This is a genomic window from Micromonospora sp. NPDC005291 (assembly GCF_040607415.1).
Classification (GTDB): domain Bacteria; phylum Actinomycetota; class Actinomycetes; order Mycobacteriales; family Micromonosporaceae; genus Micromonospora.
Map to the genome: position 1 here is coordinate 445,830 of NZ_JBEXGR010000001.1, position 26,486 is coordinate 472,315.

A 26,486-nucleotide genomic window follows, 5' to 3' on the forward strand; every position below is an offset into this window, starting at 1 on the left:
GCATCGCACCTGAGTGAGCGGTATACCTGTGAGTCATACGTATGACTCACAGGTATACCGCTCAACAGACAGACATGCCCCGGAGCGCCACGGCTCGGCGCTCAGCGGAGGTTGTCGAGCGCCTTCTCGTAGCGAGGGCGGTCGGCTGCCGGTGTCTTCGCCTCGAGGTAGTTGAGCACCACCGCGCCGCGCCGGTACGACTGGCCGCCCCAGGTCTCCGCGATGTCACTGGCGCTGGTCTCGTCCGGGAACACGTACACCGTGACAGCGTCGGTGGCGATCAACTCGGAACAGCCCAGGCCGAGCCCGTCCGGTCCGCAGTCGACCGAGCGATCCTTCGGCCGCGGCACCTTCAGACCGGCAGCCTTGAACGCGGCAACGACCTGCTTCGCCCCTGGCGCACCGGTCGGACGCTTGGGTAGCACCACCGGCGGCGGGCTGGCCGGGCGCCGCTCTGTCGGCCCCTGGGCCCCGGAGGGCGGAGCCGCACCGCTCGCGGTTGGCGGAGCCTCGGGCGTCGGCGCGCTCGGGAGACCGGTGGTGGCCGACTCGGACGAGGCGGATGGGGCCGCGTTCGCTTGGCCGTCGTCGTCACTGCCACAAGCGGCGGTAAGGGCGACGACGATCAGCAGGGCCCCGACGGCGGGCAGGCTCCGAATTGTCACGAGGGCATTCTGCCCAACGGCATCCGGCAGCGGGAGGGGCCGGTCGGCCACTGCGCTGTCCCGTATCCGCCATCCGCTGGTCGACCTCCTGCGAGGGCCCCTGGGGGACCTCCTGCGGGTATCCGACTGATATTCGACTGTGGAATGCTTCCCCGGTGGGTGAACATGTGGTTCCTGTGGGTTGTCCCTGCTGCGCATCCCGTACCGGCGGGGGGACCTGCCCGGTCTGTTTCTGGACCGACGACGGCCAGACCGACGCCGACGCCGACGCCGTCCGGGGTGGCCCCAACGGCGACCTGAGCCTCTCGCACGCCCGACTCAACTACGCCGTCTACGGTGCCAGCCACCCGCGCTACCAGGACATGGTGCGCCCGGCCCGCCCCGACGAGCGCCCCTGACCGACGCTCGACGGGGCGAGCGTGGCTCAGCAGACCGGCACACTGCCGCCGTACACGCTGGAGATGTACGCGTGGCTGACGTACTGCCCGGTGGCCAGGCGGTTCCAGCGGGTGGTGGTGCGGTATGGGCCGGCTACTGACTGGCCGGTCACGTAGCACTGGATCGGCACGTGGGCCAGGTGCGCGGCGAGGCCACGGATCGAGGACGACGTCCTGGCCCCGGTGCGGATGTTGAGCGGCCCGTCACCGACCACGCCGCGCGGCCCGCCTCCGGTCCAGAGGTAGGCGACGTCCACCCAGGCGTTGGTGGTCAGCCGCAGCCCGTCCCAGAAGGTGCCGTCGGCCAGGTCGATGCCGGCAGGGTTGAGCACGGTCCGCCCGAACTGGTCCCGCCCGCCGTTGTAGCCAGACTGGTACGCGGCCTGCGCCTCGGGTCGGCCCTGCGGCAGGTTCTTCCAGTTTTCCCGTACCGATGAGGGGTTCCAGTAGTCGTCGCGGGTGTTCCACGGCCCGACATCCCAGACCGGGGCGTACTCGCAGCGGGAGCCACTGGTCGTACAGACCCGCACGGTGTAGTCGCCGGTGTTGAGTGGGGAGAGGCCGCGCCGCGACGGTAGCGCCGCGAAGTGGTCCCGAGGTTGCACGGTACGACCGTTGGCGGTCACCTCGCCGACCAGCCCGATGCGTGTGGCGTACACCCGGTAGGTGCGGCCGGGCGTGGCGGCGGAGACGGCGGCGGTCGCGTCGGCGGTGAGCTGCACGCCGCGTACCGTCGCGGTGACGCCGCCCTTGGGCGCGGTCAGCACCACCCGGGTCTGCACGCGGGTGACCGGCCGGTCGAAGACCGCGCCGGCGGTGGCCGCCCGCCACTCCGTCCAGCCGGCGGCCCGCCAGCCGCGAACCTGCGCCTCCACGGTTGCCCCGGCGGGGACCGAGGCGCTGATCTCGGCGCGGACCCGGGTGGCCGGCCGGGCGAGGGTGCGGGGTGTGGTCAGCAGCATCCCCTCGGCGACCGCGCTGTGCGGGCTGCGAGCGCTGCGACGGGCCTCACGCAGCCGTAGCCCGGCTGCCGTGCGCCGGACGTTGACGTCGTCGCGGTCGACGACGGTGAGGTCGGCGTTCCACCGTTCGGCGCTCGGGGCGGCAGCGGTGAGGGTGAGCGGGCTGCCGGCAGCCGGAGTGTCCGGGACTCCGCCGATGGCGGGCAGGAGCGCGGCGGTGAGGACGAGGGGAAGGGTGGCGATGAGGACGGCAAACCGGGTACGACAACGAGGTCGCTTCATGGGCAATCTCCTCAGATCCCACTGACCTTCGCATGTCAGGAGATCATGAGGAACCTATGTACAAATAGCGACACATGCGAATTTGGCTCAAAAGAGGGAGGATGGCAGGGTGCCCGAAGGCGACACCGTCTGGAACACCGCGCGCGTGCTACACCGCGCACTGGCCGGCGCCCGGATCACCGACAGTGACTTCCGGGTGCCGCAGCTGGCGACCACGGATCTCACCGGTTGGACCGTCCGCGAGTCGGCCAGCCGGGGCAAGCACCTGCTGCTGCGTCTCAGCGCTCCGAACGAGGCGCACTGGACCCTGCACTCCCACCTACGGATGGACGGCGCCTGGCGGGCGTACGCCCCGGGGGAACGCTGGAGCGGCCGGCCCGCCCACCTGATCCGGGTGGTGCTGCGCAGCCCCGCCGCTGTCGCGGTCGGCTACCACCTGCACGAGATCGCCCTGGTGCCGACCGCCGAGGAGGACCGACTGGTCGGCCACCTCGGCCCCGATCTGCTCGGCCCGGACTGGGCCCCGGCCGAGGCGGTCCGTCGGCTCGCCAACCACCCGGAGCAGACCATCGGCGAGGCGCTGCTCGACCAGCGCAACCTGGCCGGGGTGGGCAACCTCTACAAGTGCGAGGTGCTGTTCCTGCGCGGTGTGTCGCCGTGGACGCCGGTCGGCGCGGTGCCCGACCTGCCCGGCCTGGTGACCCTCGCACAGCGGCTGCTCGCCGCCAACCGCGGTCGGTGGACGCAGAGCAGCACCGGCTCGCTCCACCGGGGGCAGACCAGCTACGTCTATGGTCGCCGCGCCCAGCCCTGCCGCCGCTGCGGCACCGCGATCCGCAAGGAGGAGCTGGGCGAGCGGGTCACCTACTGGTGCCCGGTCTGCCAGCCCGAGCACACGGACAAGCCTCCACCCGGCTGACCAGGACGCCCGTGGGCCGAGGTCATCCCAGAAACGGACGATTGGGTAATTCCCTATCCGGCCGTCGGAGTCGCATGCTGCGGTTGAGTGCTCACCGACCGTCAGTAGAGTGCCGAGGTCCGCCACGCCGGGGTGGCGGGGACCCCGTGCCCCGACCCCGGGGAGAGTCATGGCGATGTTCCGCAGGCTCCGCTCCACCTTCTTCGAGCGGACCACCCGCGACACCAACGGCCGGACGGCGTTGGTGCCGGCCGCGCGTACCGCCGAGGAGACCGCACCGGCGCCGAGCCTGGACCCGGCCGTGGTCCCCCGCTGCTTCGGCCCGGTGCCGAACTTCGCACACAGCCCTCGCCCAAGGCGGGACGCCGACGGACGGGTGGTGCCCGGCACGGGGCTGCGCAAGTTCGTCGACCCGCTGCCCACCCCGGGCCAGCGGGGTCACACCACCGTCGGCGGCCACCTACCGGTGGCGGCACCGGACACGATCAGCTACCCGGGCTGCGACTACTACGAGATCGGCCTCCAGGAGTACGCGCAGCGACTGCACCGAGACCTGCCGGCCACCCGGCTGCGCGGCTACCGGCAGCTCAACCTGGGCACCGACGCGGCGGGGCACAACACGGTGGCACCCCCGGAACGGCCCTGGCACCTCGGCCCGATGATCCTCGCCCGTCGGGGCCGACCGGTCCGGGTGAAGTTCATCAACCAGCTCCCGACCGGCCGGGCCGGCGAGTTGTTCCTGCCCGTCGACGACACGATCGAGGGTGCCGGTCTCGGTCCACTGGACGGGCCTGCGCCGTACCCGCAGAACCGGGCGGTGCTGCACCTGGCCGGGGCACAGACCGGGTGGACCAGCGCGGGCAACCCGGGGCAGTGGATCACCCCGGCCGGGGAGATCACTCCGTACCCGACCGGGGTGGGCGTGACCCACGTGCCGGACATGCCCCCGCCCGGCGCCGGCGCCACCACGCTCTACTACCCGAACGAGCAGAGCGGCCGGCTGATGTGGTTCCACGACAACACCCTCGGCCTGGCCCGGCTCACCGTCTACGGCGGACAGCTCGCGCTCTACCTGCTCACCGACCCGGCCGAGGAGCAGCTCGTCGCCGACAAGGTGCTGCCGGCCGACGAGCTGCCGCTGGTCATCGAGGACAAGACGTTCGTGCCGGACGACACCCAACTGGCCGGCGAGGACCCGACGTGGGACCGCGAGCGCTGGGGCGCCCGGGGCAGCCTGTGGCACCCACACGTCTACCAGTCGCGGCAGAACCCGTACCGGTCCGGCGGACGCAACCCCACCGGTCGGTGGGACTACGGCCCCTGGTCGCACACCACGACCCCGGACGGCACCGGCACCGATGGTTGGGTACCGAACCCGCACCACGACCCGGTCGACGCGCCGGACGAGCCGCCGCTGAGCCCCGGCGTGCCACACCCGTCCGCGGTCCCCGAGGCGTACGGCGACACCCCGCTCGTCAACGGCGTCGCCTACCCGTACCTGGAGGTGCGGCCGCGCGCGTACCGGTTCCGGATCCTCAACGCCTGCCTGGACCGCAGCCTCAACCTCCAGCTCTATCGCGCCTGCTCCGACGGACCGATGTGGACCGACGACGGCGGTCTGGCCGACGCCGAGGCGGGCGAGGTGCCGATGGTGCCCGCCGTGCCGGCGGCGGACCGGCCGGCGAGCTGGCCGACCGACGGGCGCGCCGGTGGGGTGCCGGATCCGCGCGCCGCCGGGCCCGCGTTCATCCAGATCGGCAACGAGGCAGGTCTGCTCCCCGCCCCGGTGGTGCTGCCGAACCGGCCGATCGGCTACCGCTACGACCGGCTCGACCCGACCGTGCTGAACGTCGACGGGCACACCCTGCTGCTCGCTCCGGGCGAGCGGGCCGACGTGCTGGTCGACTTCTCCGCCGTGCCGCCGGGCAGCACGCTGATCCTGTATAACGACGCACCGGCCCCGCAGCCCGGCTTCGACCCGCGCTACGACCAGTACACCGACGCCCCCGACCGGACCACCGAAGGTGGCCCGCCCCCTACCGAGCCGGGGTACGGCCCGAACACCCGCACCCTGCTCCAGTTCCGGGTCACCGGAGCGCCGGCGCCGCCGTACGACCTGACCCGGCTGTGCCAAAGGCTGCCCCTGGCGTACGCGGCCAGCCAACGTCCGCCGATCGTGCCGCAGCCGGCGTTCGACCCGGCGTACGGCACCCGGACCCTGTCGGAGACGACGGTGCCGGTGTACGCCACCACGGTGACGTTCACTCCAACGGCCGGGGCCGGCCCGGTGACCCTGCCGATCGCGGTCAAGGCCGCACAGCAGGTCTTCGAGCCCGACCACGGCCGGCTGGCCGGCCGCCTCGGCGTCGGGCACCCGCACGCCGGGCCGCTCAGCCCGACGACCCTGCCGCTCGGTCCGACCGACCCGGTCACCGAGGTGCTCTTCGCCGCCGACCCCGCCGTGCCGGTCGGCACGCCGACTGATGGCACGCAACTCTGGCGGATCAGTGGCAACGTCCGGCAGACCGAGCCGCTGCACTTCGGCGGCTGCGACGTGCAGCTGGTCAACCGGGTCGGCTGGGACGGCACACTGCGGCCTCCGCACGGCACCGAGTTGGGCTGGAAGGAGATCGTCCGGGTCAACCCCCGCGAGGACGTGGTGGTGGCGCTGCGCCCGGTCGCCCCGGTGCTGCCGTTCAAGCTGGGCGACAGCGTCCGGCTGCTCGACCCGGTTCGCCCGGCCGGGGCCCGGACCGGGTCGACCCCGGTCAGTCCGGCGGACGGGCGACCCACCGCGGTGGTCAACCAACTGGTGAACCTGGGCTGGGAGTATCGCTGGCACAGCCAGCTCGCCGGCCACCGCGACGGCGGGATGACCCGGCCGCTGGTGCTACGGGTGGCGCCGAAGGCACCGACGGGGCTCACCGCCACGCCGGCGCCCGGTTCGGCCACCGCGCTACCCGCGATCGCCCTGGCCTGGACCGGCAACGGCGGCCGACCCCCCGCCACCAGCCACCTGCTGCAAAGGGCCACCGACGCGACCTTCGGCGGCGAGCTCACCACGATCACCGTCGCGGCCGCCGCCACCCGCTACACCGACGCGACCGTCACCCCCGGGGTGACCTACCACTACCGGATCCGGGCAGAGAACGCGGTCAGCTACTCGTCCTGGTCGAACGGTGTGCCCGCCTCGGTGCACCTGGCCGCGCCGAGCGGTCTGGTCGCGGCCCTCCCGCCTGCCGCGCCGCTGCGGGTGGCGCTGCGCTGGACGAACCGGTCGTTCGCCACCGGCATCGACGTGCAGCGGGCCACCAACCCGACCTTCACCAGCGGCCCGGGCACCACGGCGATCGGGGTCGGCGCCAATCACCTGGACGTCACGGTCGCACCGGACACCACGTACTACTACCGCGTGCGGACCACCTATCTGGGCGCGGCCTCGGCCTGGTCGACGGTGGCCGCCGTGAGCTCTCCGCCCGCGCCGGCCACCCCGAGCGTGGTGAGCGCCACCGCAGGCGCACCGGGGCCGGACACCGCGACGGTGATCCTGGCCTGGGCGGCGAGCACACCCGCCGGCGCGGGGTCCGGGTTCATCGTGCAGAGGGCGCTGGACCCGGCGTTCGAGCGGGAGGTGGCGACCTTCACCGTGACCGGTCGCGGGTTCACCAACACGGGGCTGGCCCGGGGCGTGACCTACCACTACCGGATCCGGTCGTTCAACGTCGTGGGCAGCTCGCCGTACACCGGCCCGATCCTGGTCACCACACCGCCGTGACCGGCCGGGGCGGGTCAGCGGTTGGTCACGCCCGGCCCGCTCAGCGGGTCGGTGCGCGCAACGGGGTGCCGACGGCGCGCAGCTCGGCCAGGGCCCCGGCAACCCCGTGCAGCAGATCGGTCGCCTCGGTGAGCCGGTCGGCGGCCGGGTGGGCGGTCGTCTCCGGTCGGGCGTCCTCGGCCAGATAGCTGGCGGCGGCGACCACCAGCCGTTCGTAGGCCGCGACCCCGCCCTCCAGCTGGGCGGTCAGCACGGCGTGTGCCTCGGCCAGCGGCGGTCGGGCGTCGGCCGGGGCCAGCCGCAACGCACGTTCGACGCTGGCCACCTGTGCGGCCAGGTCGCGCAGCGAACGGTCGGCGGTGGCGGCCTCCAGCACGGCCGGCTCGGCAAGCCCGGTGAGCCGGGGGGCAATCCCAGCCAGGGTGAGTGCCGCGCGGTCCAGTCGAGCCCACTGCTCACCCGCGCTGGTGCCGCGCAGCGCGATGCGAGAGCGGACCCGGCGTACCTCGGCCAGCACACCCGGGCCGACCGGAAGCCGCTCGACGGCGGCGATCAACCTGGCCCGCGACCGGGCCGCGGCCTCGGCCGGGTCAAGCGCGGGGGGTGCCGGCCGGGTGGCCAGGGCGCGCAGATCGATCCAGCGCCAGGCGGCGAGTGCCACCGCACTGCCCGCGGCGCCGACCCAGGCCGCGTCGGGCAGACCGAGGCCGGCGTACGGAGTCAGCACCGCCGCAGCGCCGCCGAGCCCACCGGCCAGCACGCTCCACCGTCGGGCGGACCGGCGAAGCCGACCCAGCCTGCGGAAATACAGCGTCCGCTCGTCTGCCACCCTGGCCTCCTCGGTCCGGTCGTTCAGCCGGCAGCGGTCGGGTCGCCGGTGCCCCGCTCGCGGGCCATGCTGGCGCGGAGCTCGTCCAGCCGGGCAGCGGCCGTCGGGTCGTTGGCCGGGCCAGCCTTCTCAGCCTGCGGCACGGCCGGTCGCTGCGACGCGCCGCCGAGCTGCTCGCCAGCCATGCTGGACCGGATCTGCTCCAGCCGGGCCGAGCCGGCCGAGTCGATCGTCGCCTTCTGGATCTCCAACATCCGGCCCTCGACGGAGTTTCCGGCCAGCTCCGCGCGACCCATCGCGTTGGCGTACCGCCGCTCGATGCGGTCGCGCACCTCGTCCAGCGACGGGGTGTTGGCGGGCGCGGCCAGCGACGACATCGACTCCAGCGAGCGGGCCACCGTCTCCTGCATCTTGGCCTGCTCCAGCTGGCTGAGCAGCTTGGTGCGCTCGGCGAGCTTCTGCTGGAGGATCATCGAGTTGTTCTCGACCGCCCGGCGGGCCTGGGCGGCGGCGCCCAGCGCCTGGTCGTGCAGGGTCTTCAGGTCTTCGGTGGCCTGCTCTGCGGAGACCAACTGACTGGCCAGGGTCTGCGCCGACTGCTCGAACCGCGTCGCCTCGGCTTCGTCACCCTTGGCCCGGGCCTGGTCGGACAGCACCAGGGCCTGCCGGGCGTTGCCCTGCAACCGCTCGACCTCGGACATCTGCCGGGACAGCTTCATCTCCAGCTGACGCTGGTTGCCGATCACGGCGGCGGCCTGCTGGACCAGCGCCTGGTGCTGCCGCTGGGCATCCTCGATGGCCTGCTGGATCTGCACCTTGGGATCGGCATGCTCGTCGATCTTGGCACCGAAGAGCGCCATCAGGTAGTTCCAGCCCTTGACGAACGGGTTCGCCATCTCCGCGGTATCCCCTCAGTAGCGTCGCTCCACCACGGCCGTTCCGGATGAACCCACCGACCACGACCGGCCGGCCTCCATCGTCCCAGCCGAACGCCAGCGCGGCATCCGTACCGAGCGGTCGACAGAACCGGCAGCTCCTGCGGGGCCAACCCTATCCGGCCGGCGCCAGCCCGCCCATGGTCAACGGGAAGGACGGGCTCAGGCGGCGCAGACCACGTCGCGGTCGCGCTCGGTCGGGCGGACGCGGGTTCGGCGCAGCGTGGCCTTGAGCGGCGAGTCCTGGCGGACCGAAACGGCGACCTTGCCATCGGAGGTGACCTGGCGGACGCCCCGGTTGGTGCTCTTGTGCACGGCTGTGGCGTCGGCCGTCTCGTCCTGCATCGGGACGAGCACCCCGGGCATCTGCTCGGCGAGCGCCACGGTGTCACTCACCTCACGCAGCAGCTCGGACAGACGGGCGCCGAGGGCGTCACAGATCGCGGCGAGCAGCTCGCTGGACGGTTCCTTGTGCCCCCGCTCGATCTCGGAGAGGTAGCCAAGGCTGACGTTGGCGGCGGTGGACACCTCACGCAGCGTGCGCTGCTGCCCCTGCCGGCGCGCCCGCAGTGCGTCACCGATCACCCGGCGTAGCAGGACCATCGCACCTCCCCCTGAGGGATACCTCGCGCCCGGCACTGGGCAGCCGGGTCGCGGCGGACCGCGCCGACCCCGAACGCCGGAGCCTTCCCGCAACCGTACCCGTTGCGGGCCCGGGCGACATCCCGCCCCGCCCGTCGGTTCGCCGGGGAGGGCTCACCGGCGCGCGACGGCGACAGTCCCCGCCCCGCCCCGGGCGGCCCCGCCTGCGGTCGTGGACTCAGCTTCTGCGCCGTCGGCCTCTGCGGCGTTGGCTTCGGCGGCGTCGGCTTCGTGGATCCGCTCGGCGAGGAGTCGCAGCGCCTCGACCACCGCCGCCGCGCGGACGTGGTCCCGCCCGCCGCCCAGGTCGAGCTGGCGGACCTCGCCGCCGTTCGGGCCCGCGACCGCGACGTAGACCAGGCCGACGGGCTTGCCGTCCTGCGGCTCAGGGCCGGCGACGCCGGTGGTGGCCACTCCCCAGTCCGCGCCGCAGCGCTGACGGCCGCCCTCGGCCAGTGCCGCTGCCACGTCCGGGTCCACCGGCCCTCGCTCGGACAGCAGGTCGGCGGGTACGCCGGCCAGGGTGCCCTTCAGCTCGGTGGCATAGACCACGAGGCCGCCCCGGTAGATCTCGCTGACCCCGGCTATCTCCACGATCGATGCGGCCAGCAGCCCGCCGGTGAGGGATTCGACCGTGGACAGGGTCTCGTGTCGCTGCGCCAGCCTGTGCACCACACCCGCCGCCGCGCTGCCCGGAGACTCACCACCCGCCGGCTGCCCAGATTCCGCATCCCGCTGCATCAACCCGTCCTTCCCCACGCACCGACCCCCAACCCTCCCGGCCCGACCGCGTCGATCATGAGGTTAGCGGCGCGACACGCCGCTCCAACTGACAACAACTTCATGATCAGCGGGGTGGGCCGGAGGGCCCCGGGGGGGTCGGGGTTAGCGGGGGCGGCGGAGGCGGAGGGCTTGGGCTATGTAGTCGAAGCCGGTGGCGATCGTGACCAGGACGGCTGCGGCCATGATCCAGGGGCCGACGGCGGCGAGGGCTGCCGGCATCGGCCAGAGATACCAGGTGATGGCCAGGATCTGGAGCGCAGTCTTGACCTTGCCGCCTCGGCTGGCGGCGATCACGCCGTGCCGGATCACCCAGAACCGCAGCCCGGTGATGCCCAGCTCACGGACGAGAATCAGCGCGGTCACCCACCAGGGCAGTTGGTCGTACCAGGAGAGCAGCACCAGAGCCGCGCCAGTGAGCGCCTTGTCGGCGATCGGGTCGGCCACCTTGCCGACCGAGGTGACCAGCCCGAACCGGCGGGCGATCCAACCGTCCACCAGATCGGTCGCCGAGGCCACCGCGAAGATCAGGCAAGCCACCATCCGCCAGCCGGAGTGGGTCATCCCGGACGCGATCACCGAGGCGGCGAAGACCGGCACCAGCGCCAGCCGGAGGGCGGTCAGCGCGTTGGCCGCGTTGAGGACGGGCACCACGGCAACCACCCGGCCCGGCGTCGACTCCGTCATCCCGGTCATCGCCTCACTCCGCTCGGGCAGCCGTGGCGTTGGCGTTCCCGGCACCGCACCACCTGGCTCCCCCGCTCCGCTCGGGCCCGCCGTCACCGTGCCGCGCCGGGCGCCGCCGAGATCATCTCATCCGGCACAGCGAGCAGGTCCACCCCTTCGGTGCCGGTCACCGTTGCGCGTACCAGGTCACCCGGGCGCAGTGCGGCCAGGTCGACCCCGCCCTCGGCCGGGGCGACCAGGGTGGTGGAGCCGTCCACCTCCGGCGCCTGGTGCGCCGCCCGGCCCTCCACCATGCCGTCGGCGATCGAGTCGACCAGCACCTCGATGGTCGAACCGAGCCGATCCTCGGCCCGCTGCGAGCAGAGCTCGTCGGCGAGCGCGCTGAGCCGGTCGTAGCGCCGCTTGATCGTCGCGGCGGAGACCTTGCCGGGCAGGCCGGCGGCCTCGGTGCCGTCCTCGTCGCTGTAGTCGAACATGCCGATCGCGTCGAGCCGGGCTTCGGTCAGGAACCGAACCAGCTCGTCGATGTCGGCGCGGGTCTCACCGGGGAAGCCGACGATGAAGTTGCTCCGGGCGCCCGCGTCGGGGGCCAGCGCACGGGCGCTCGCCAGCAGCTCCAGGAACCGGTCGGTCGAGCCGAAACGCCGCATCCGGCGCAGCACCGGCTCGCTGGAGTGCTGGAACGACAGGTCGAAGTACGGGGCCACGCCCGGCGTGTTGGCAATCGCCTCGACCAGCCCCGGCCGGGTCTCGGCCGGCTGGAGGTAGCTCGCCCGTACGCGGACGATGCCGGTCACCGCGGCGAGCTGCGGCAGCAACTTCTCCAAGGCACGGGGGTCGCCCAGGTCCTTGCCGTACGAGGTGGAGTTCTCACTGACCAGCACCAGCTCCCGTACGCCGGTCTTGGCCAGCCACTCCGCCTCGGCGAGCAGCTCGTCTGGCGTACGCGAGACGAATGCCCCACGGAAGGCGGGGATGGCACAGAACGCGCAGCGGCGGTCGCAGCCGCTGGCCAGCTTCAAGGAGGCGACGGGGCCGGTGTCCAGCCGGCGGCGCAGCACCTGGCGCAGGTGCGCCGGGGTGTGCTCGTCGGTGTCGATCGTGGCGCGCGCCACGGTGCCGTGCCCGGGCAGCGACACCGCGCTGTCACGCCGCTTCACCGGGGTCAGCGGCAGCAGCTCACGCCGGTCCCGGGGGGTGTGCGCGGTGACCTGCTCGCCGGCGACGACCGCGTTCAGTCGGGCGGCGATGTCCGGGTAGTCGTCGAAGCTCAGCACCGCTTGCGCCTCGGGCAGGCTGTCGGCCAGCTGCCGCCCGTACCGCTCGGCCATGCAGCCGGCGGCGACCACCTTGGCGCCGGTCTCGGCGGCGGCGAGCAGGGTCTGGATGGAGTCCTGCTTGGCCTTCTCCACGAAGCCGCAGGTGTTGACGACCACCACGTCGGCGCCCTCGCCGTCGGTGGTCACCTGCCAACCGTCGGCGTGCAGCCGGGCGGCCAGCTCCTCCGAGTCGACCTCGTTGCGGGCACAGCCCAGGGTGAGCAGGGCGACACGACGGCCCTCGGCGTTGTCAGAGGGAGAAGGAGAGGTGGCAGACACCATCCGAGGGTACCGGGCCAGCCGGGGAAGCCCACGCACGCGTGCCGCGGGCATGACGGGCGCAACGCCGCGGGCCACGTCGCTCAGCCCCGCCGGCAGCCGGTCAGCGCGCCGCCGCGGCGGCGGCAACCCGGGTCAGCGCGTCGAGCAGGAAGACCTCGGTGCCGGCCAGGCCGGTGGAGCAGAAGACCGAAATCTCGTCCGCGGTGGTCCGGCCGGGGACCGCGCCGGCCAGGATGCCACCCAGGTCACGCAACCGTCCGGCGTACGGGGGTGTGGCCGCGAGCATGGGCGGCTGGTAGTCCGCCGCCTGGGCTGGTGAGTCGGTGACCAGCAGGTCGGCAGTGTCCAGCAGGTCGGTGCCGAACTCACTGCGGTCGCGCTGCTTGAAGCCGACCGCGTTGACGTGCGTGCCGGGGCTGAGGTCGGCGGCGCAGAGCACCGGGGTCGGGCTGGTGGTCGCGAGCACCACCAAGTCCCGCCCCGCCACGGCCGAGCCCGGATCGGCCACCGCGCGGGCCGGCACGCCCAGTTCGGCTCGGACCCGGGCGGCGAAGGCGTCGCGCCGAGCAGCGGAGCGGCTGTGCACCAGCACCTCCCGCAACGGCCGGACCGCGGCGGCGGCCCAGACCTGGGTCCACGCCTGCCGGCCGGAGCCGATCACGCCGAGGGTCGCCGCGTCCGGTCGGGCCAGCGCGTCGACCGCGAGGCCACCCAACCCTCCGGTACGACGGGAGCCCAACTCCTCGCCGACCGCGACCGCCCGGATCGCCCCGGTACGAGCGTCGTGCAGCACGACCAGTTGCTCGCCCTGGGGGTGGCCGAAGGTGTCGTACGAGCGAAAGCCGTACCACTCGCCGACCAGGTGCCCGGCGGTGAGCACCATCCGCCCACCGCTCAGCGGGGCGGCGGTCCGGGGCGGGGCGATCAGGCGTCCCTCGTACGCGGCCAGAAGGGCGGCGCGCATGGCGTCGACCGTGGTGGCGGCGTCCAGCGCCGCGGCGACCTCGGGATCGGCGTAGAGCAGGGTCATGATTGCCATACTGCAAGTTGAAGTGAGGTAGAGGTCAACGCGCCGTGGCGGGAGTCACCGCCCCGTCGGCGGGCCGGCCCGGTCGACCGCACCGCCGCCGACCGGGGCCGGTGCTAGCGTCGGTGCCGGTGGCCCGAGTTCGCCCGTGGTCGCCCCGGACGAGTGGTGGGCGTACCCGGTCAGGCCAAGACGCCCCGCGCGATGTGCAGAATCCACTCGTCCCGGGCGCGGCGGCCCGGGCACTCCCCCTGAGGTGAATGATGGCCTGGCTGGTACTGGTGATCTCGGGACTGCTGGAGACGGCCTGGGCGATCGCCCTGGACCGCAGCGCCGGCTTCAGCCGGCTGGTCCCGACAGTGGTGTTCGTGGTGACCCTGATCCTGAGCATGTGCGGGCTGGCGTACGCGCTGCGCGAGATCCCGGTCGGCACCGGTTACGCGGTCTGGGTCGGCATCGGCGCGGCCGGCACCGCCCTGATCGGGATGCTGGCGCTGGGCGAATCGGCGAGCCTGCCCCGGATCCTGTGCCTGCTCCTGGTGGTGGCCGGCGTGATCGGCCTGAAGATCTTCCACTGACCTGCTGCGGCACGCGTGGCCGGCGCCCACAGTGGGTAGTGATCGATTCGTCACGACAGGCTCTCACACGGAGGAAGACATGGCCGACATGCCGAGCACCGCCCGTCCCCGCAGCAACGCCGCCCGGATCCTCACCATCGTGGGCTTCGTCTTCGCGGTCCTCGCCCTGCTGCTCAACCCAATCATCTTCGGCGTGCTCGGCGTGATCGCGGGCATCGTCGGCGCCGTGCTCGGCGACAAGCCGCTCGGCTGGTACGCCGCGGCGGCCAGCGTCGTCGCCGCGATCATCAGCCTTGTGATCATCTCCGCGCTGATCAACAACTGACCGCTGCTCCGTCTCGGGCCCGCCGGCAGACCGGCGGGCCCGTCGCGTTTCCCAGGTCGGGTCAGTCCACCTCACCGCGTAGGCCGCCGAGGACATCCTCCAGCTCGTCCGGCTTGACCAGCACGTCGCGCGCCTTCGACCCCTCGGACGGCCCGACCACGCCCCGGGTCTCCATCAGGTCCATGAGTCGGCCCGCCTTCGCGAAACCGACCCGCAGCTTGCGCTGGAGCATCGAGGTCGAGCCGAACTGCGAGGTGACCACCAGCTCCACCGCCTGCACCAACAGGTCGAGGTCGTCACCGATGTCCTCGTCGACCTTCTTCTTGGTCTCCTGCGCGGGGGCGAGCACGTCCTTGCGGAACTCCGGCTCGCGCTGGTCCTTGCAGAACTTCACCACGTCGGCGATTTCCCGCTCGGTGACCCAGGCGCCCTGGATCCGTACCGGCTTGGACGCGCCCATCGGCAGGAACAGCCCGTCACCACGGCCGAGCAGCTTCTCCGCGCCCGGCTGGTCGAGGATGACCCGCGAGTCCGCGAGGGACGAGGTGGCGAACGCGAGCCGGGACGGCACGTTGGCCTTGATCAAACCGGTCACCACGTCGACCGAGGGGCGCTGGGTGGCCAGCACCAGGTGGATGCCGGCGGCCCGGGCCAGCTGGGTGATCCGGACGACCGAGTCCTCCACGTCGCGCGGCGCGACCATCATCAGGTCGGCCAGCTCATCCACGATCACCAGGAGGTACGGGTACGGGCGCATCTCCCGTTCGCTGCCCGGCGGGGCCTTGATCTCGCCGTTGCGAACCTTGCGGTTGAAGTCGTCGATGTGCCGGACCCCGTTGGCCGCGAGGTCGTCGTAGCGCATGTCCATCTCGCGGACGACCCAGTCCAGCGATTCGGCCGCCTTCTTGGCGTTGGTCACGATGGGGGTGACCAGGTGCGGGATGCCCTCGTAGCCGGTCATCTCGACCCGCTTCGGGTCGATCAGCAGCAGCCGTACCTCATCCGGAGTGGCCCGGGTCAGAACGGACACTAGCAGACTATTCAGGCAGCTCGATTTGCCGGCTCCAGTGGCCCCTGCGATAAGAATGTGGGGCATCTTGGCGAGGTTGGCCACCACGAAGCCACCCTCGATGTCCTTGCCCAGCGCCACCACCATCGGATGGTGGTCGCTGGTCGCCGCCCGCGAGCGCAGCACGTCACCGAGCGCCACATTTTCCGGGTCGGTGTTGGGGATCTCCACGCCGACAGCACTCTTGCCCGGGATGGGGCTGAGGATCCGTACGTCCGGTGACTTCACCGCGTACGCGATGTTGCGGGACAGCTGGGTGATCCTTTCGACCTTGACCCCGTGCCCCAGCTCCACCTCGTACCGGGTGACCGTCGGCCCCCGGGTGAAGCCGGTGACCGCGGCGTCCACGTCGAACTGGTCGAACACGCCGGTCAGCGCGGCGATGACCTCGTCGTTGGCCTTGCTGCGGGTCTTCGCGGCGGCACCGGCGCTGAGCATGTTGGCCGGTGGCAGGGTGTAGTCGCCGGCCAGGCCGGTCAACGCGAGCTGCTCGGCCCGGGTCGGCGCGGGCGAGTGCTCCGGCGGATCGGCCGGCGGCTTGCGGCTCGCCGGCACCTTCGACGGCGCCTTGCGCGGCAGCACCATGGTCTCCTGGAGGTCCGCGCCGTCCAGGTCCTCGAAATCGTCCGGGTCGAGTGGCGGAGGCATCCGCTTCGCCGGCCGTCTACGCGCGGGCTTGGCAGCCCGCTCGTCCGCTTCCTCGGCCGTGTCTGGTGAGGCGACCAGCCCGCCCGCGAGCAGGCCCAGCCGCTCGGGAATCTTGTTGATCGGCGTCGCGGTCACCACGAGCAGACCGAAGAGCAGCAGCAGGATCAGCAGCGGCACCGCCACCCAGGCGGTGACCGCCCGCTCCAGCAGACCGCCGACGCCCGCGCCGACCAGGCCACCCGCGAAGTCCCGTTGCAGCGGGTCGGTCGGGTCCTGACCGATCTGGAGCAGCGCGGCGGTCGACACGAGCAGCGAGCCCCAGCCAATCAACCCGCGGCCCCGGTGCGCCGAATCCGCCGGCTGACGCATCAGCCGCCACGCCCCGATCATCAGCAGCACCGGAACGACCACCGAGATGGCGCCCAGGAACAGCCGGATCGAGTCGGCCAGTCGCGCGCCCACCGGGCCGGCTCCGGAGAACCAGAGCGCGACGGCGCTGAGCAGGGCGAGCCCGAACATCAGCAGCCCGGCCCCGTCACGGCGGTGCTCCGGGTCGAGGTCACGGGCCGAGGCGGCCTGCCGACCGGCGGCCCGCACCGCCCAGCCCATCCCGTGCGCCACGCCCATCCACAGTGCACCGACCGCGCGGCCCAGGTAGACGGCCGGGCCGGGCCGGGCGGCCGTGGTGCGACGCCGCACCGGGGCCCGGGTCTTCTTCGCCGGTTGACGGGCACGACTGTTGGTGCCACCGCGCGGCGACGCGCCGCGCCGCCGACTCGCCTGAGAGGTACGGCCCGCCATAGAGTCACGGTAACGGTGGGGCCGGGCAGATCCCCGCTTTTCCGGGTCGTGTCCGCGCGTCGCAACACGAACCCCGCCGCCGGTCGTGATATCCGCCTCAGAAGGGATGCCCCATGGCGTCGCCGGAAACCGAGGGCGATCCGGCCGATCCGCTGGCCGGGCACCCTGGTGCACTGCGTCCACTGACCGGCGAACTGGTCGCCGCGGTGCTCGCCGCCCGCGGCCGGTCCGTCGGCCTGACCGTGGACGGCGAGCTGGTGGGCCGCTTCGACGACAACATGATCTGGTTCCTCCGCGTCGGCGGGGACGGCGAGCTGCTCCAGGTTCGCACCATGGTCGCGCCCACCTTTGGCATCGAGCAGGTGCCCGCCCTGTACGCGTTCTGCAACTCGTGGAACCACGACCGGCTCTGGCCCAAGGCGTTCGTGCACGTCGACGACGACGGTCGGGCCCGGGTCTACGGCGAGGTGATCACCGATCTGGAACGCGGGGTGACCCCGCACCAACTCGATCAACTGCTCGACTGCGGCATCTCCACCGGCTGCCAGCTCGCCGTGGCCGTCCGTCGGCTGCCCGGCGCGGTGCCGGCGTGACCGGCCGGGACGAGTTCACGGAGCGTCGCAGTGACCGGGCGGGTCACCACGGCACGCCGCACGCTGGTCCCGTTGACCGGGTCGGCGGGGAGCGCGTGCCGGCGCTGGAGGCCGCTCTCGCCGACGCGCGGGACCTGCCCGACGGACCGACCCGGCAGGTGGCGCTGGAACGGCTCGCCGAACGCGCCGACGCCGCCGGGGACATCCGGTCCGGGGTGGACGCACGGTTCGCGCTGATCGAGGCGTACCTGCTGCACGGGGAGCGGTGGCGCCTGGTCGAGCCGGTCCGACGCTGCCGGGCCGCCGCCGACCACCGGCCCGAGCTGCTCACCGACGCCGAGGCCACGATGCTGCTGCGCTACCAGCGGTACGCGGTGGAGGCGCTGCTCGGCACCCCCCGGGTCGGGCTGGACCAGACCCGGTCCCTGCTGCACGACCTGGCCCACCGGGTTGGCGGAGACGGTCCGGACACGCCGACCGTCGCGGAGCTGCACTGCCGGATCGCCGACCACCTCGGCGACGAGCCCACCGCCCGCCACTGGTACGAGCAGTGGTCTGGCAAGCGGCCCGGCCCGGCCGGCGGCTGCCCGGGCTGCGCCCCCGCCCGGCGCTCCGAGCTACTTGCCGGCTGGGGCGAGTGGCGAGCCGCGCTCAGCGAGCTACGGGAGCCCGACGACGACCCGGAGGCCTGTACCGACCAGCCCGAACGGGATCTGGTCGCCGGTCTGCTGCCCGCCCTTCGGGCCGGCGAGCCGGAGCGGGCCGCGGCGGCACACGTGCGGGCGTACCGCCGGCACCGGCGCGAGCGCGCCGCGTTCCCGCACCTCGCCGCGCACCTGCGGTTCTGTGCGCTGGGTGGGCACCTGGAACGGGGGTTGACCATCCTGGCCGAGCAGTTGCCCCGGTTGGACCGGCCGACCGACGACCTCGCCGCCATGGAGTTCGCCGCCGCCGGGGCGCTGGTCTGCGGGTTGGCCGTGGAGGCCGGGCTGGGCGGGCGGGCCATGCCACGTCCGGCGTACGGCGAGCGGCCAGCCACCGAGCTGGACGTGGCCACGCTCGGCGCGCTGCTGCTCGGCGTGGCCAGCGAGCTGGCCGGCAGCTTCGACGCCCGCAACGGCACCGGCCATCACTCGGGACGGATGGCAGCCTGGCTCGCCGAGCGCCCGCTCGCGGCACCGGTCCCGCTGCCCATCGACGACGAGCCCGACGGACCCGACAAGCACGACGAGCCCGACACCGACCGGTCCGACGAGGGGACCGGGTTGGACGAGCGGGAGCTGGCGGCGCTGACCGTCGAAATGATCACCGGTGTACTGGACCAGCGCGGCGACCGGTACCAGGTGGACGAGGACGACAAGGTGGTCGGCCGCTGGGGTGGCGCGGTGATCCAGTTCCGGCGGGCCGGCGAGCGCGGCGAGGTGCTGCACGCGCGCGCCATGGCCGCCCGCCGGCTGCCGGCGGCCCGCCGCGCCGAGGCGTACGCCTTCTGCAACGCGTGGAACCACGACCGGCTGCTGCCCAAGGCGTACGCGCATGACCTCGGTGACGAGTTGGTGCTGGCCGGCGACGTGGCCACGGACCTGGCACACGGGGTGGCTCCGGCGCAGCTCATGGTGCTGGTGGACGCCGCCATCTCCACCGGCGTCGCGTACGCCGAGGCGGTCGCCGCGCTGCCCTGAGGCCCCCGGGACACGGCGACGCCGGCCCACCCCGTTCGGGTGGACCGGCGTCAGCGGGAGTTGCTCAGACCTCGACGACGGTGGGCACGATCATCGGTCGGCGACGGTACTTGTCGTTGACCCACCGCCCCACGGTGCGCCGGACGATCTGCTGGAGCTGGTGCGGGTCGGTGATGCCGTCCGCCGCGGCCCGGTTGAGCGCCTCGGTGACCAGCGGGACCACCGGGTTGAACGCCTCCGGGTCCTCAGAGAAGCCCTTCGCGGACAGCGTCGGGCCGGCGACCACCTTGCCGGTGACCGAGTCGACGACCACGGTGGTGGCGATGAAGCCGCCGTCACCGAGGATCCGCCGTTCGGTGAGCAGCGACTCGCTGACGTCACCGACGGCGAGGCCGTCCACGTAGACGTACCGGCTCTTCACATGCCCGACCAGGCTGGCGCGGCCCTCGACCAGGTCGACCACGTCGCCGTCCTCGCAGATCACCACCCGGTCGGCGGCGACCCCGGATTCGATGCCGAGCCGGGCGTGGGCGCGCAGGTGGCGCCACTCGCCGTGCACGGGCATCAGGTTGCTGGGCCGGACGACATTGAGCAGGTAGAGCAGCTCCCCGGCGGGGGCGTGCCCGGAGACGTGCACCTTCGCCACGTCCTTGTGCACGACCACCGCACCGGCCCGGGCGAGCCGGTTGATCACCCGGTAGACCGAGGTCTCGTTACCGGGAACCAGCGAGGAGGCCAGCACGACGGTGTCGCCGGGAGCGATGGTGATGTGCCGGTGGTCGCCACTGGCCATCCGGCCCAGCGCGCTCATCGGCTCACCCTGGGACCCGGTGGACATCAGCACGATCTGGTCGGGAGGCAGCGTGGTCGCCTCGTCGATCCCGATGACCAGGCCGGCCGGGATGTTGAGCAGGCCGAGGTCCCGGGCGATGCCCATGTTGCGGACCATGGACCGGCCGATCAGCGCGACCTTGCGGTCGTGCTCCGCGGCGGAGTCGAAAACCTGCTGCACGCGGTGCACGTGCGAGGCGAACGAGGCCACGATGATCCGGCCCTTGGCCTTCGCGAAGATCGAGTCGAGCACCGGCCCGATCTCCCGCTCCGGGGTGACGAAGCCGGGGATCTCCGCGTTGGTGGAGTCGGACAGCAGCAGGTCGACGCCCTCGGCGCCGAGCCGGGCGAAGCCGGCCAGGTCCGTGATCCGGCCGTCCAGCGGGAGCTGGTCCATCTTGAAGTCGCCGGTGTGCAACACCAGGCCGGCGGGGGTCCGGATGGCCACCGCGAGGGCGTCCGGGATCGAGTGGTTGACCGCGAAGAACTCACACTCGAACGGGCCGAGCCGCTCGCGGCCGCCCTCCCGCACGGTCAGCGTGTACGGCTGGATGCGCCGCTCCGCCAACTTCGCCTCGACCAGGGCGAGGGTGAACTGTGAGCCGACGAGCGGAATGTCGGGCTTGTGGGCGAGCAGGTAGGGCACCGCGCCGATGTGGTCCTCATGGCCGTGCGTCAGCACGATCGCCTGGACGTCGGCCAGCCGGTCCAGGATCGGGCCGAAGTCGGGCAGGATCAGGTCCACACCCGGCTGCTCGACGTCGGGGAACAGGACACCGCAGTCGACGATCAGCAACTTGCCGTCGAACTCGAAGACGGTCATGTTCCGACCAATGGCGCCGAGCCCGCCGAGCGGGATGATCCGCAGGCCACCTTCCGGCAGCGGCGGGGGTAGTTCCGCCTCGATGTGCGCCTCGGTCACGCGTCCACCTCATTCTGCGACGCCGTCACTCGGCGTCCATCGTGTCGTTCGATCATTCGGGCAGCTCCAGGCCCGCTGCCGCGAAGTCCGCGCGCAGCTGGGCGATCTCGTCATCGGTGGCGTCCACCAGCGGGGGTCGCACCGGGCCGGCCGGCAGACCCAGCGCCGCCAGGCCCGCCTTTACCAGAATGGTGCCCTGGGTACGGAAGACGCCGGTGAACAGCGGCAGCAGCCGCCGGTGCAGCGCCAACGCGGTCGTCATGTCCCCCGCGTCGTACGCCTCGATCATCTGTACGGTCAACGCCCCGGTGAAGTGCGTCGAGGTGCCGACCAGGCCCACGCTGCCGACGGCCAGCGCCGGCAGGGTGAGTGCGTCCTCGCCGCTGTAGAAGGCGAGGGCGGTCCGGCTGGTCACCCAGCTGGTGGCGGTCAGGTCGCCCTTGGCGTCCTTGACCGCGACGATCCGGCCGTGCTCCGCGAGCCGGACCAGCGTCTCGGTGTCGATCGGCACGCCGGAGCGGTGCGGGATGTCGTACAACATCACCGGCAGGCCGGTGGCGTCGGCCACCGCGGTGAAGTGCCGCAGCAGGCCGCTCTGCGGCGGCTTGTTGTAGTACGGGGTGACCACCAGCAGCCCGTGCGCGCCCGCCTTCTCGGCGGCCGCGGCCAGCTCGATGGTGTGCCGGGTGTCGTTGGTGCCGACCCCCGCGACCACCTTGGCACGGTCACCGACGGCCTCCACCACGGTCCGGATCAGGCGTTCCTTCTCCGCGTCGGTCGTGGTCGGCGACTCGCCGGTGGTGCCGCTGACCACCAGCGCGTCGTTGCCCTGCTCGTCGACCAGGTGGCTCGCCAGTTGGGCGACGCCGTCGAGGTCGAGCGAGCCGTCGGGTGTGAACGGGCTCACCATGGCGGTGAGAAGCCGCCCGAAGGGGCGGGACACCGGTGGGGCGGCGGCGTCGAGGTGGTCGTGCGTCATACCCCCCAACCTAGCGGACGACCAGCCGGGGCCCGCCGGGGAAGGGCTCAGGACGCCTCGTGCGGGCTGGCCGCCACCTCGGTGCCGTCCGGCAGCGTGGAGATCACGAAGTCGGCGAATACGTTCGGGGCCGCCCCCTGCAGCTGGCGCAGGCACTCCACGGCCAGCTCACGGATCTCCACATCAGCGTGCTCGGTGGCCCGCATCGCGATGAAGTGCCGCCAGGCCCGGTAGTTGCCGGTGACCACGATCCGCGTCTCGGTGGCGTTGGGCAGCACCGCGCGGGCCGCCTGCCGAGCCTGCTTGCGGCGCAGCGTCGGGTTCGGCTCGTCGGAGAAGCGCTGCTCCAGGCCCTCCAGCAACTCGGTGTACGCCCGAACGCTCGCCTCGGCGGCCTCGGTGAACTTCTTGTGCAGCTCCGGGTCGTCGGCGATGACCGCCGGCTCGACCATGGCTGCGTCCCGCTCCGGGACGTAGCGCTGGGACAGCTGGGAGTATGAGAAGTGCCGGTGCCGGATCAGCTCGTGGGTGAAGGAGCGGGACACCCCGGTGAAGTAGAAGGTCACCGAGCCGTGCTCCAGCACCGAGAGGTGCCCGACGTCGAGGATGTGCGCCAGGTAGCCGGCGTTGGTGGCGGTCGCCGGGTTCGGCTTCTTCCACGACTGGTAGCAGGCCCGGCCGGCGAACTCGGCGAGCGCCTGGCCACCCTCGGCGTCGGTCGACCACGGCACGTCGGCCGGGGCCGCGAACTGGGTCCACGCGATCAACTTGACCTGGGGCTGCACCATATCCGGCATTCCTGGGACTGTAGTGGTCGGTGGTCCCGCACCCAACTCGGGCGCGCCCCGTGCAATGTCGATCACTCAGGCGGCGGACCTGGGCGTCGGGCGGAGCGGTCAGACGTAGAGCGAGGCGAAGGGCGCCCAGGGCAGATTGCGCAGCACCGAGAAGGCGAGCCAGGCGGCCAGGAAGCCGACGATGACCTTCGAGCTGATCCGCAGCTCGGGCAGTCGCCAGCCGAACGCCTGGTTTCCCGCCCAGGCCACGAAGAGGTACGCGATGAACGGCAGCGCGAAGACGAACAGGAAGTGATGCCGGGCGGCGGCCGGCAGGTCACCGTGCAGCACGTACCAGAGTGCGCGGGTGCCGCCGCAGCCCGGGCAGTCCAGCCCGGTGGTCAACTTGAGCAGACAGGTGGGCGCGGCGTCCGGGTCGGCGTAGGTCGGGTTGCTGAGCAGCGCGTAGCCCATGCCGAGGGCGACGCAGCCGACCGCGGCCAGCGGCACCGCCCAGCGCGGCGAACGGTCGTACAGCCGCAGCACGAACCGGGTGAGTCGGTCCGGCTCGGGCGCTGGGTAGCCGCCCGGCGGGTTCGTCGGCCAGCCGGCCGGGCCGGTATCGGCCGCATCGGCCGGCACCGTGTGGACCGCCCCGGGAGCGGGCTGCGGTTGGTCGACCGGTCCGGGAGCGCTCGTCACGCGCTCACGGTACACCGGACACGCTGGCCAACGCGGCGGTGAGCGGACCGGCCAGGTCGCCGGCCGCGGGCGGCGCGACCGCGCTCAGCCCGAGCCAGCCGGCGAGCCGGTACAGCTCGGCGGCGAGCGCCACCGCGGTCTCCCCCGGGTCGACGCCGGGCTCGACCCACGCGGCCGGCACCAGCAGCACCCCGGCCTTGCGGTCGGCCTTCAGGTCGACCCGGGCGGTGAACCGGTCGCCCTGCAGGAAGGGCAACACGTAGTAGCCGTAGACCCGCTGTGGCGCCGGGACGTAGATCTCGATCCGGTAGTTGAAGCCGAACAGCCGCTCGGTGCGAGCGCGTTCCCAGATCAGTGGGTCGAAGGGGCTGACCAGCGTGTTGCCCCGAACCCAACGGGGCAGCCTGGCAGACGCGTGCAGCCACGCCGGCTGGCGCCAGCCCGCCACGGTGACCGGCACCAGCTCACCGGCCTCGGCCAGCTCCGCGACGGCCTGCCGGGCACCGGCCAGCGGCAGCCGGAAGTAGTCGCGCAGCTCCGGCTCGGCGGCCACCCCGAGCGACCGCGCGGCAAGGGCCACCAGCGTGCGGTACGCCTCGGCGTCGGTCGGGGTGGGCGCGGCCAGCACCGCCGCGGGCAGCACCCGCTCGGGCAGGTCGTAGCGGCGGGCGAAGGAGGTGCTGCGCTCCGCGGCGACCACCTCCCCGGCCCAGAACAGAAACTCCAACGCCCGCTTGACCGCCGACCAGTTCCATCCCCAGTTGCCGGTCTCCCGGGGCGCGTCATCCTCGATCTCGGCAGCGGTCAGCGGACCCCGGGCGGCCACCTCGTCGCGGACCCAGGCGACCAGCTCCGGCTGCTCCTGGGCGATCCGCCGCATGCCGCCCCAGGACTCGCTGTGCGCCCGGGCCATCCGCCAGCGCAGCGTCGGGTGCAGCTCGACCGGGACCAGCGACGCCTCGTGGCCCCAGTATTCGAACAGCTCACGCGGACGGCGGTAGGCGGCCTGGTCGAGCAGCGTGGTCGGGTAGGGCCCGAGCCGGCTGAACAGGGGCAGGTAGTGCGCGCGTTGCAGCACGTTGACCGAGTCCATCTGGATCAACCCGACCCGGTCGAGCACCCGGCGTAGATGCCGACGGGTGGGCACCCCGGCCGGCGCCGGGTCGGCGAAGCCCTGGGCGGCGAGCGCCACCCGCCGGGCCTGGGCGAGCGAGAGTGATTCCGGTGCGGTCATCGTCGGCGACCTTAATTCATCGGTACGACGCCGGTGCGGGAAGCTGGACGCGAGGGCCAACGGGGCATAGAACGGTGCAATGCTGACCATCCGCCGGGAGGAGCCGGACGACGCCGAGGCGGTCGCCCGGGTGCACGTGCACGGCTGGCAGGCGGGCTACGCCGGTGTCATGCCGGACGAAGTGCTCGGGCGGCTCAACGTGCTGGCCTGGGCGCAGCGCCGGCGCGACGTCGGCACCGCCGACCCGGAGCATCCCTTCACCACCCTGCTCGGGGAGGTGGACGGGCTGGTGGTCGGCTTCACCACCTTCGGGCCGTACCGCCGCAACCAGGACCGGGACGACCTGGACCCGACGGTCGGCGAGGTGCTGGCGCTCTACGTGGAGCCGGACCGCTGGGGCGACGGGACCGGCGCCGCGCTGCTGGCCGCCGCGCGAGCCGGGCTCGCCGAGCGGGGCTGGACCGGCTACCGGCTGTGGGTGCTGGTGGACAACCTCCGGGCCCGTCGGTTCTACGAGCGGGCCGGGCTGTCACCGGACGGTGAGCAGTCGACCTATCAGGTGCCGCTCGCCGGCGGAGGCCCGCCGGTCGGGCTGGTCGAGCTGCGGTACGCCGGACGCCTCGACGACTGACCCGCCCGGGGTCAGCCACCGGCGCACCGGCAGGAAGGCCAGCAGCGCCAGGCTGATCCAGACGTAGGCGTTGCTGCCCAGGAAGCCGTCGACGCCGGTGAAGTCCTTCTCCCAGAACCAGACGGTCCGGCTGATCAGCAGCGCGTACCCGATGGTCGCGGCGACCAGCAGGACCCACCGACGGCGGCCGGCCGGCGCGGCCATCGCGTTGTCGACCAGGAGGATCAGCGCGGGCAGCAGCCAGACCAGGTGGTGCACCCAGGTGACCGGGCTGACCAGGCACATCACGGCGCCGGTCAGCGCCAGGCCGGTCGCCTCGTCACCGGCCGCGACCGCGGCCCGCGACCGCCAGGCCCAGAGCGCCAGGGCGCCGAGCACCAACAGCAGCCAGAGCAGGGTGCTGGGGTGCTCCGGGTTGAGCCGGGCGACCACCCCGCGCAGCGACTGGTTGGAGACGAATGCCAACTCGCCCACCCGACCGGTGTTCCACAACGCCTCGGTCCAGAACTCCCGGGAGGCGTCCGGGAAGAGCGCGCCGGCCAACAGCGACACCCCGGCCGCCGTGCCGCTCGCGGTGAGCGCCGCCCGCCATCGCCCGGTGACGAGCAGGTAGACGATGAAGACGCCCGGGGTCAGCTTGATCGCGGTGGCCAGCCCGATGCCCACCCCGGCCCACCGGTTGCCTGCCGGCAGCAGCCGCAGCAGATCCACCGCCACCAGGAAGAGCAGCAGCGTGTTGACCTGGCCGAAGTTGACTGTCTCCCGCATCGGCTCGAACGCGGCGGCCAGGCAGAGTGCCACGGCGAGGGCGAACCACCGGGTCCAACCGGCCCGACGGGCGATCGGGTCGACCAGCCACCAGATCAGCACGGCGGTGGTGACCACGCTGGCGAGCACGCTCACCACGATCGCGGCCGACCACGGCAGGTACGCCATCGGCAGCATGACCAGCGCGGCGAACGGCGGGTAGGTGAAGCCGTACTGGGTGCCCGGCTTGAGATAGTCGTAGATCTCCCCGCCGTCGTGCACCCACCACGTCAACGCGCCGTAGTAGACCTTCAGGTCGAAGAAGCCGTGCCGCACCGCCGCGACGGCGAGGAACGCGGTGACCGCCGCGGCGAGCACCACCACCCCGACGACCTGCGCGGCCGTCCTGTTGGCACCCTGGGCCACC

The 26,486-nt window shown here is 72.7% G+C and carries 24 protein-coding genes and 1 riboswitch; of the genes, 8 read left to right on the forward strand and 16 right to left on the reverse strand.

From position 1 onward, the window contains the following. Nucleotides 1-101: 101 nt before the first annotated feature. Entirely contained in the window at nt 102-665 is a 564-nt protein-coding gene (locus tag ABZT18_RS01970) for a hypothetical protein (protein WP_354993241.1), read from the reverse strand. A gap of 155 nt (nt 666-820) precedes the next feature. Between ABZT18_RS01970 and ABZT18_RS01975 the strand changes: the two genes are divergently transcribed. Continuing rightward, nucleotides 821-1,063 carry a CPCC family cysteine-rich protein gene (locus ABZT18_RS01975; protein WP_225854764.1) on the forward strand — a complete coding sequence of 81 codons (243 nt, stop codon included), beginning with the start codon at nt 821-823 and terminating at the stop codon, nt 1,061-1,063. A 26-nt stretch (nt 1,064-1,089) separates the two neighbouring features. On the opposite strand, the gene ABZT18_RS01980 is transcribed toward ABZT18_RS01975, so the two are convergent. Beyond that, nucleotides 1,090-2,346, reverse strand: a complete 1,257-nt coding sequence (locus ABZT18_RS01980) for a hypothetical protein (protein WP_354993240.1) — start codon at nt 2,344-2,346, stop codon at nt 1,090-1,092. Nucleotides 2,347-2,455: 109 nt separating this feature from the next. Here ABZT18_RS01980 and ABZT18_RS01985 point away from each other — a divergent pair, with 109 nt between their 5' ends. Both ABZT18_RS01985 and ABZT18_RS01990 read left to right on the forward strand, forming a co-directional pair. Beyond that, a complete protein-coding gene (locus tag ABZT18_RS01985; RefSeq protein WP_354993239.1) occupies nt 2,456-3,265 on the forward strand; it encodes a DNA-formamidopyrimidine glycosylase family protein in 810 nt (269 codons plus the stop codon). Nucleotides 3,266-3,434: 169 nt separating this feature from the next. After that, a complete protein-coding gene (locus tag ABZT18_RS01990) occupies nt 3,435-7,040 on the forward strand; it encodes a hypothetical protein (protein WP_354993238.1) in 3,606 nt (1,201 codons plus the stop codon). A 40-nt stretch (nt 7,041-7,080) separates the two neighbouring features. Here the strand turns inward: ABZT18_RS01990 and ABZT18_RS01995 are convergent, their stop codons facing one another. The 7 genes from ABZT18_RS01995 to ABZT18_RS02025 form a co-directional block, all read right to left on the reverse strand. After that, entirely contained in the window at nt 7,081-7,869 is a 789-nt protein-coding gene (locus ABZT18_RS01995; protein WP_354993237.1) for a hypothetical protein, read from the reverse strand. A gap of 23 nt (nt 7,870-7,892) precedes the next feature. Then, nucleotides 7,893-8,765, reverse strand: coding sequence for a PspA/IM30 family protein (locus ABZT18_RS02000; protein ID WP_354993236.1), 873 nt, complete (start codon nt 8,763-8,765; stop codon nt 7,893-7,895). Between the two features lie 201 nt (nt 8,766-8,966). Next, nucleotides 8,967-9,407 (reverse strand): helix-turn-helix transcriptional regulator, encoded by a 441-nt coding sequence (locus tag ABZT18_RS02005; RefSeq protein ID WP_354993235.1) that lies wholly within the window; start codon nt 9,405-9,407, stop codon nt 8,967-8,969. Nucleotides 9,408-9,560: 153 nt separating this feature from the next. Next, nucleotides 9,561-10,187, reverse strand: coding sequence for a CinA family protein (locus ABZT18_RS02010; RefSeq protein ID WP_354993234.1), 627 nt, complete (start codon nt 10,185-10,187; stop codon nt 9,561-9,563). A 144-nt stretch (nt 10,188-10,331) separates the two neighbouring features. After that, nucleotides 10,332-10,922: a CDP-diacylglycerol--glycerol-3-phosphate 3-phosphatidyltransferase gene (gene pgsA / locus ABZT18_RS02015; protein WP_354993233.1), complete on the reverse strand. Its 591-nt coding sequence runs from the start codon at nt 10,920-10,922 to the stop codon at nt 10,332-10,334. A gap of 83 nt (nt 10,923-11,005) precedes the next feature. Further along, the gene (gene rimO / locus ABZT18_RS02020; protein ID WP_354993232.1) at nt 11,006-12,514 is read right to left on the reverse strand and encodes a 30S ribosomal protein S12 methylthiotransferase RimO; all 1,509 of its coding nucleotides are present in this window, start codon (nt 12,512-12,514) and stop codon (nt 11,006-11,008) included. Between the two features lie 100 nt (nt 12,515-12,614). After that, nucleotides 12,615-13,544, reverse strand: a complete 930-nt coding sequence (locus ABZT18_RS02025) for an ornithine cyclodeaminase family protein (RefSeq protein WP_354993589.1) — start codon at nt 13,542-13,544, stop codon at nt 12,615-12,617. Between the two features lie 135 nt (nt 13,545-13,679). Further along, nucleotides 13,680-13,743: riboswitch (guanidine-III (ykkC-III) riboswitch) on the forward strand. 61 nt (nt 13,744-13,804) lie between these two features. On the opposite strand from ABZT18_RS02025, the gene ABZT18_RS02030 reads away from it, so the two are divergent. Beyond that, nucleotides 13,805-14,119: an SMR family transporter gene (locus ABZT18_RS02030; RefSeq protein ID WP_354993231.1), complete on the forward strand. Its 315-nt coding sequence runs from the start codon at nt 13,805-13,807 to the stop codon at nt 14,117-14,119. Between the two features lie 79 nt (nt 14,120-14,198). Beyond that, the gene (locus ABZT18_RS02035) at nt 14,199-14,444 is read left to right on the forward strand and encodes a hypothetical protein (protein WP_354993230.1); all 246 of its coding nucleotides are present in this window, start codon (nt 14,199-14,201) and stop codon (nt 14,442-14,444) included. Nucleotides 14,445-14,505: 61 nt separating this feature from the next. Here the strand turns inward: ABZT18_RS02035 and ABZT18_RS02040 are convergent, their stop codons facing one another. Next, a complete protein-coding gene (locus ABZT18_RS02040; RefSeq protein ID WP_354993229.1) occupies nt 14,506-16,962 on the reverse strand; it encodes a DNA translocase FtsK 4TM domain-containing protein in 2,457 nt (818 codons plus the stop codon). 113 nt (nt 16,963-17,075) lie between these two features. Here ABZT18_RS02040 and ABZT18_RS02045 point away from each other — a divergent pair, with 113 nt between their 5' ends. Both ABZT18_RS02045 and ABZT18_RS02050 read left to right on the forward strand, forming a co-directional pair. After that, nucleotides 17,076-17,555: a YbjN domain-containing protein gene (locus ABZT18_RS02045; RefSeq protein ID WP_354993228.1), complete on the forward strand. Its 480-nt coding sequence runs from the start codon at nt 17,076-17,078 to the stop codon at nt 17,553-17,555. Between the two features lie 95 nt (nt 17,556-17,650). Beyond that, complete coding sequence (locus tag ABZT18_RS02050) at nt 17,651-19,237, forward strand: YbjN domain-containing protein (protein WP_354993588.1); 1,587 nt, start codon at nt 17,651-17,653, stop codon at nt 19,235-19,237. Between the two features lie 64 nt (nt 19,238-19,301). Here the strand turns inward: ABZT18_RS02050 and ABZT18_RS02055 are convergent, their stop codons facing one another. The 5 genes from ABZT18_RS02055 to ABZT18_RS02075 form a co-directional block, all read right to left on the reverse strand. Beyond that, nucleotides 19,302-20,990 carry a ribonuclease J gene (locus tag ABZT18_RS02055; RefSeq protein WP_354993227.1) on the reverse strand — a complete coding sequence of 563 codons (1,689 nt, stop codon included), beginning with the start codon at nt 20,988-20,990 and terminating at the stop codon, nt 19,302-19,304. 52 nt (nt 20,991-21,042) lie between these two features. Further along, nucleotides 21,043-21,969 (reverse strand): 4-hydroxy-tetrahydrodipicolinate synthase, encoded by a 927-nt coding sequence (gene dapA / locus ABZT18_RS02060; protein ID WP_354993226.1) that lies wholly within the window; start codon nt 21,967-21,969, stop codon nt 21,043-21,045. Nucleotides 21,970-22,016: 47 nt separating this feature from the next. After that, nucleotides 22,017-22,757 carry an FAD-dependent thymidylate synthase gene (thyX, locus tag ABZT18_RS02065; RefSeq protein ID WP_354993587.1) on the reverse strand — a complete coding sequence of 247 codons (741 nt, stop codon included), beginning with the start codon at nt 22,755-22,757 and terminating at the stop codon, nt 22,017-22,019. A 108-nt stretch (nt 22,758-22,865) separates the two neighbouring features. After that, on the reverse strand, nt 22,866-23,387 hold the full coding sequence (locus tag ABZT18_RS02070) for a DUF2752 domain-containing protein (protein WP_354993586.1): 522 nt from the start codon (nt 23,385-23,387) through the stop codon (nt 22,866-22,868). Nucleotides 23,388-23,451: 64 nt separating this feature from the next. Next, entirely contained in the window at nt 23,452-24,681 is a 1,230-nt protein-coding gene (locus ABZT18_RS02075; protein WP_354993225.1) for a crosslink repair DNA glycosylase YcaQ family protein, read from the reverse strand. Between the two features lie 79 nt (nt 24,682-24,760). On the opposite strand from ABZT18_RS02075, the gene ABZT18_RS02080 reads away from it, so the two are divergent. Continuing rightward, complete coding sequence (locus tag ABZT18_RS02080; protein WP_354993224.1) at nt 24,761-25,312, forward strand: GNAT family N-acetyltransferase; 552 nt, start codon at nt 24,761-24,763, stop codon at nt 25,310-25,312. Here the strand turns inward: ABZT18_RS02080 and ABZT18_RS02085 are convergent. Beyond that, nucleotides 25,211-26,485: a glycosyltransferase 87 family protein gene (locus ABZT18_RS02085; protein ID WP_355250159.1), complete on the reverse strand. Its 1,275-nt coding sequence runs from the start codon at nt 26,483-26,485 to the stop codon at nt 25,211-25,213. The genes ABZT18_RS02080 and ABZT18_RS02085 overlap by 102 nt on opposite strands. Nucleotide 26,486: the final 1 nt, after the last annotated feature.

Excerpts from the sequence above, each read along its gene's own strand:
- ABZT18_RS01980 (WP_354993240.1), bottom strand. The coding sequence starts at position 2,346 with ATGAAGCGACCTCGTTGTCGTACCCGGTTTGCCGTCCTCATCGCCACC.
- ABZT18_RS02045 (WP_354993228.1), top strand. The coding sequence starts at position 17,076 with ATGGCGTCGCCGGAAACCGAGGGCGATCCGGCCGATCCGCTGGCCGGG.
- pgsA (WP_354993233.1), bottom strand. The coding sequence starts at position 10,922 with ATGACCGGGATGACGGAGTCGACGCCGGGCCGGGTGGTTGCCGTGGTG.
- ABZT18_RS02025 (WP_354993589.1), bottom strand. The coding sequence starts at position 13,544 with ATGACCCTGCTCTACGCCGATCCCGAGGTCGCCGCGGCGCTGGACGCC.
- thyX (WP_354993587.1), bottom strand. The coding sequence starts at position 22,757 with ATGGTGCAGCCCCAGGTCAAGTTGATCGCGTGGACCCAGTTCGCGGCC.
- rimO (WP_354993232.1), bottom strand. The coding sequence starts at position 12,514 with ATGGTGTCTGCCACCTCTCCTTCTCCCTCTGACAACGCCGAGGGCCGT.
- dapA (WP_354993226.1), bottom strand. The coding sequence starts at position 21,969 with ATGACGCACGACCACCTCGACGCCGCCGCCCCACCGGTGTCCCGCCCC.
- ABZT18_RS01990 (WP_354993238.1), top strand. The coding sequence starts at position 3,435 with ATGGCGATGTTCCGCAGGCTCCGCTCCACCTTCTTCGAGCGGACCACC.
- ABZT18_RS02030 (WP_354993231.1), top strand. The coding sequence starts at position 13,805 with ATGGCCTGGCTGGTACTGGTGATCTCGGGACTGCTGGAGACGGCCTGG.
- ABZT18_RS02010 (WP_354993234.1), bottom strand. The coding sequence starts at position 10,187 with ATGCAGCGGGATGCGGAATCTGGGCAGCCGGCGGGTGGTGAGTCTCCG.
- ABZT18_RS02005 (WP_354993235.1), bottom strand. The coding sequence starts at position 9,407 with ATGGTCCTGCTACGCCGGGTGATCGGTGACGCACTGCGGGCGCGCCGG.
- ABZT18_RS02080 (WP_354993224.1), top strand. The coding sequence starts at position 24,761 with ATGCTGACCATCCGCCGGGAGGAGCCGGACGACGCCGAGGCGGTCGCC.
- ABZT18_RS02075 (WP_354993225.1), bottom strand. The coding sequence starts at position 24,681 with ATGACCGCACCGGAATCACTCTCGCTCGCCCAGGCCCGGCGGGTGGCG.
- ABZT18_RS02000 (WP_354993236.1), bottom strand. The coding sequence starts at position 8,765 with ATGGCGAACCCGTTCGTCAAGGGCTGGAACTACCTGATGGCGCTCTTC.
- ABZT18_RS02040 (WP_354993229.1), bottom strand. The coding sequence starts at position 16,962 with ATGGCGGGCCGTACCTCTCAGGCGAGTCGGCGGCGCGGCGCGTCGCCG.
- ABZT18_RS02035 (WP_354993230.1), top strand. The coding sequence starts at position 14,199 with ATGGCCGACATGCCGAGCACCGCCCGTCCCCGCAGCAACGCCGCCCGG.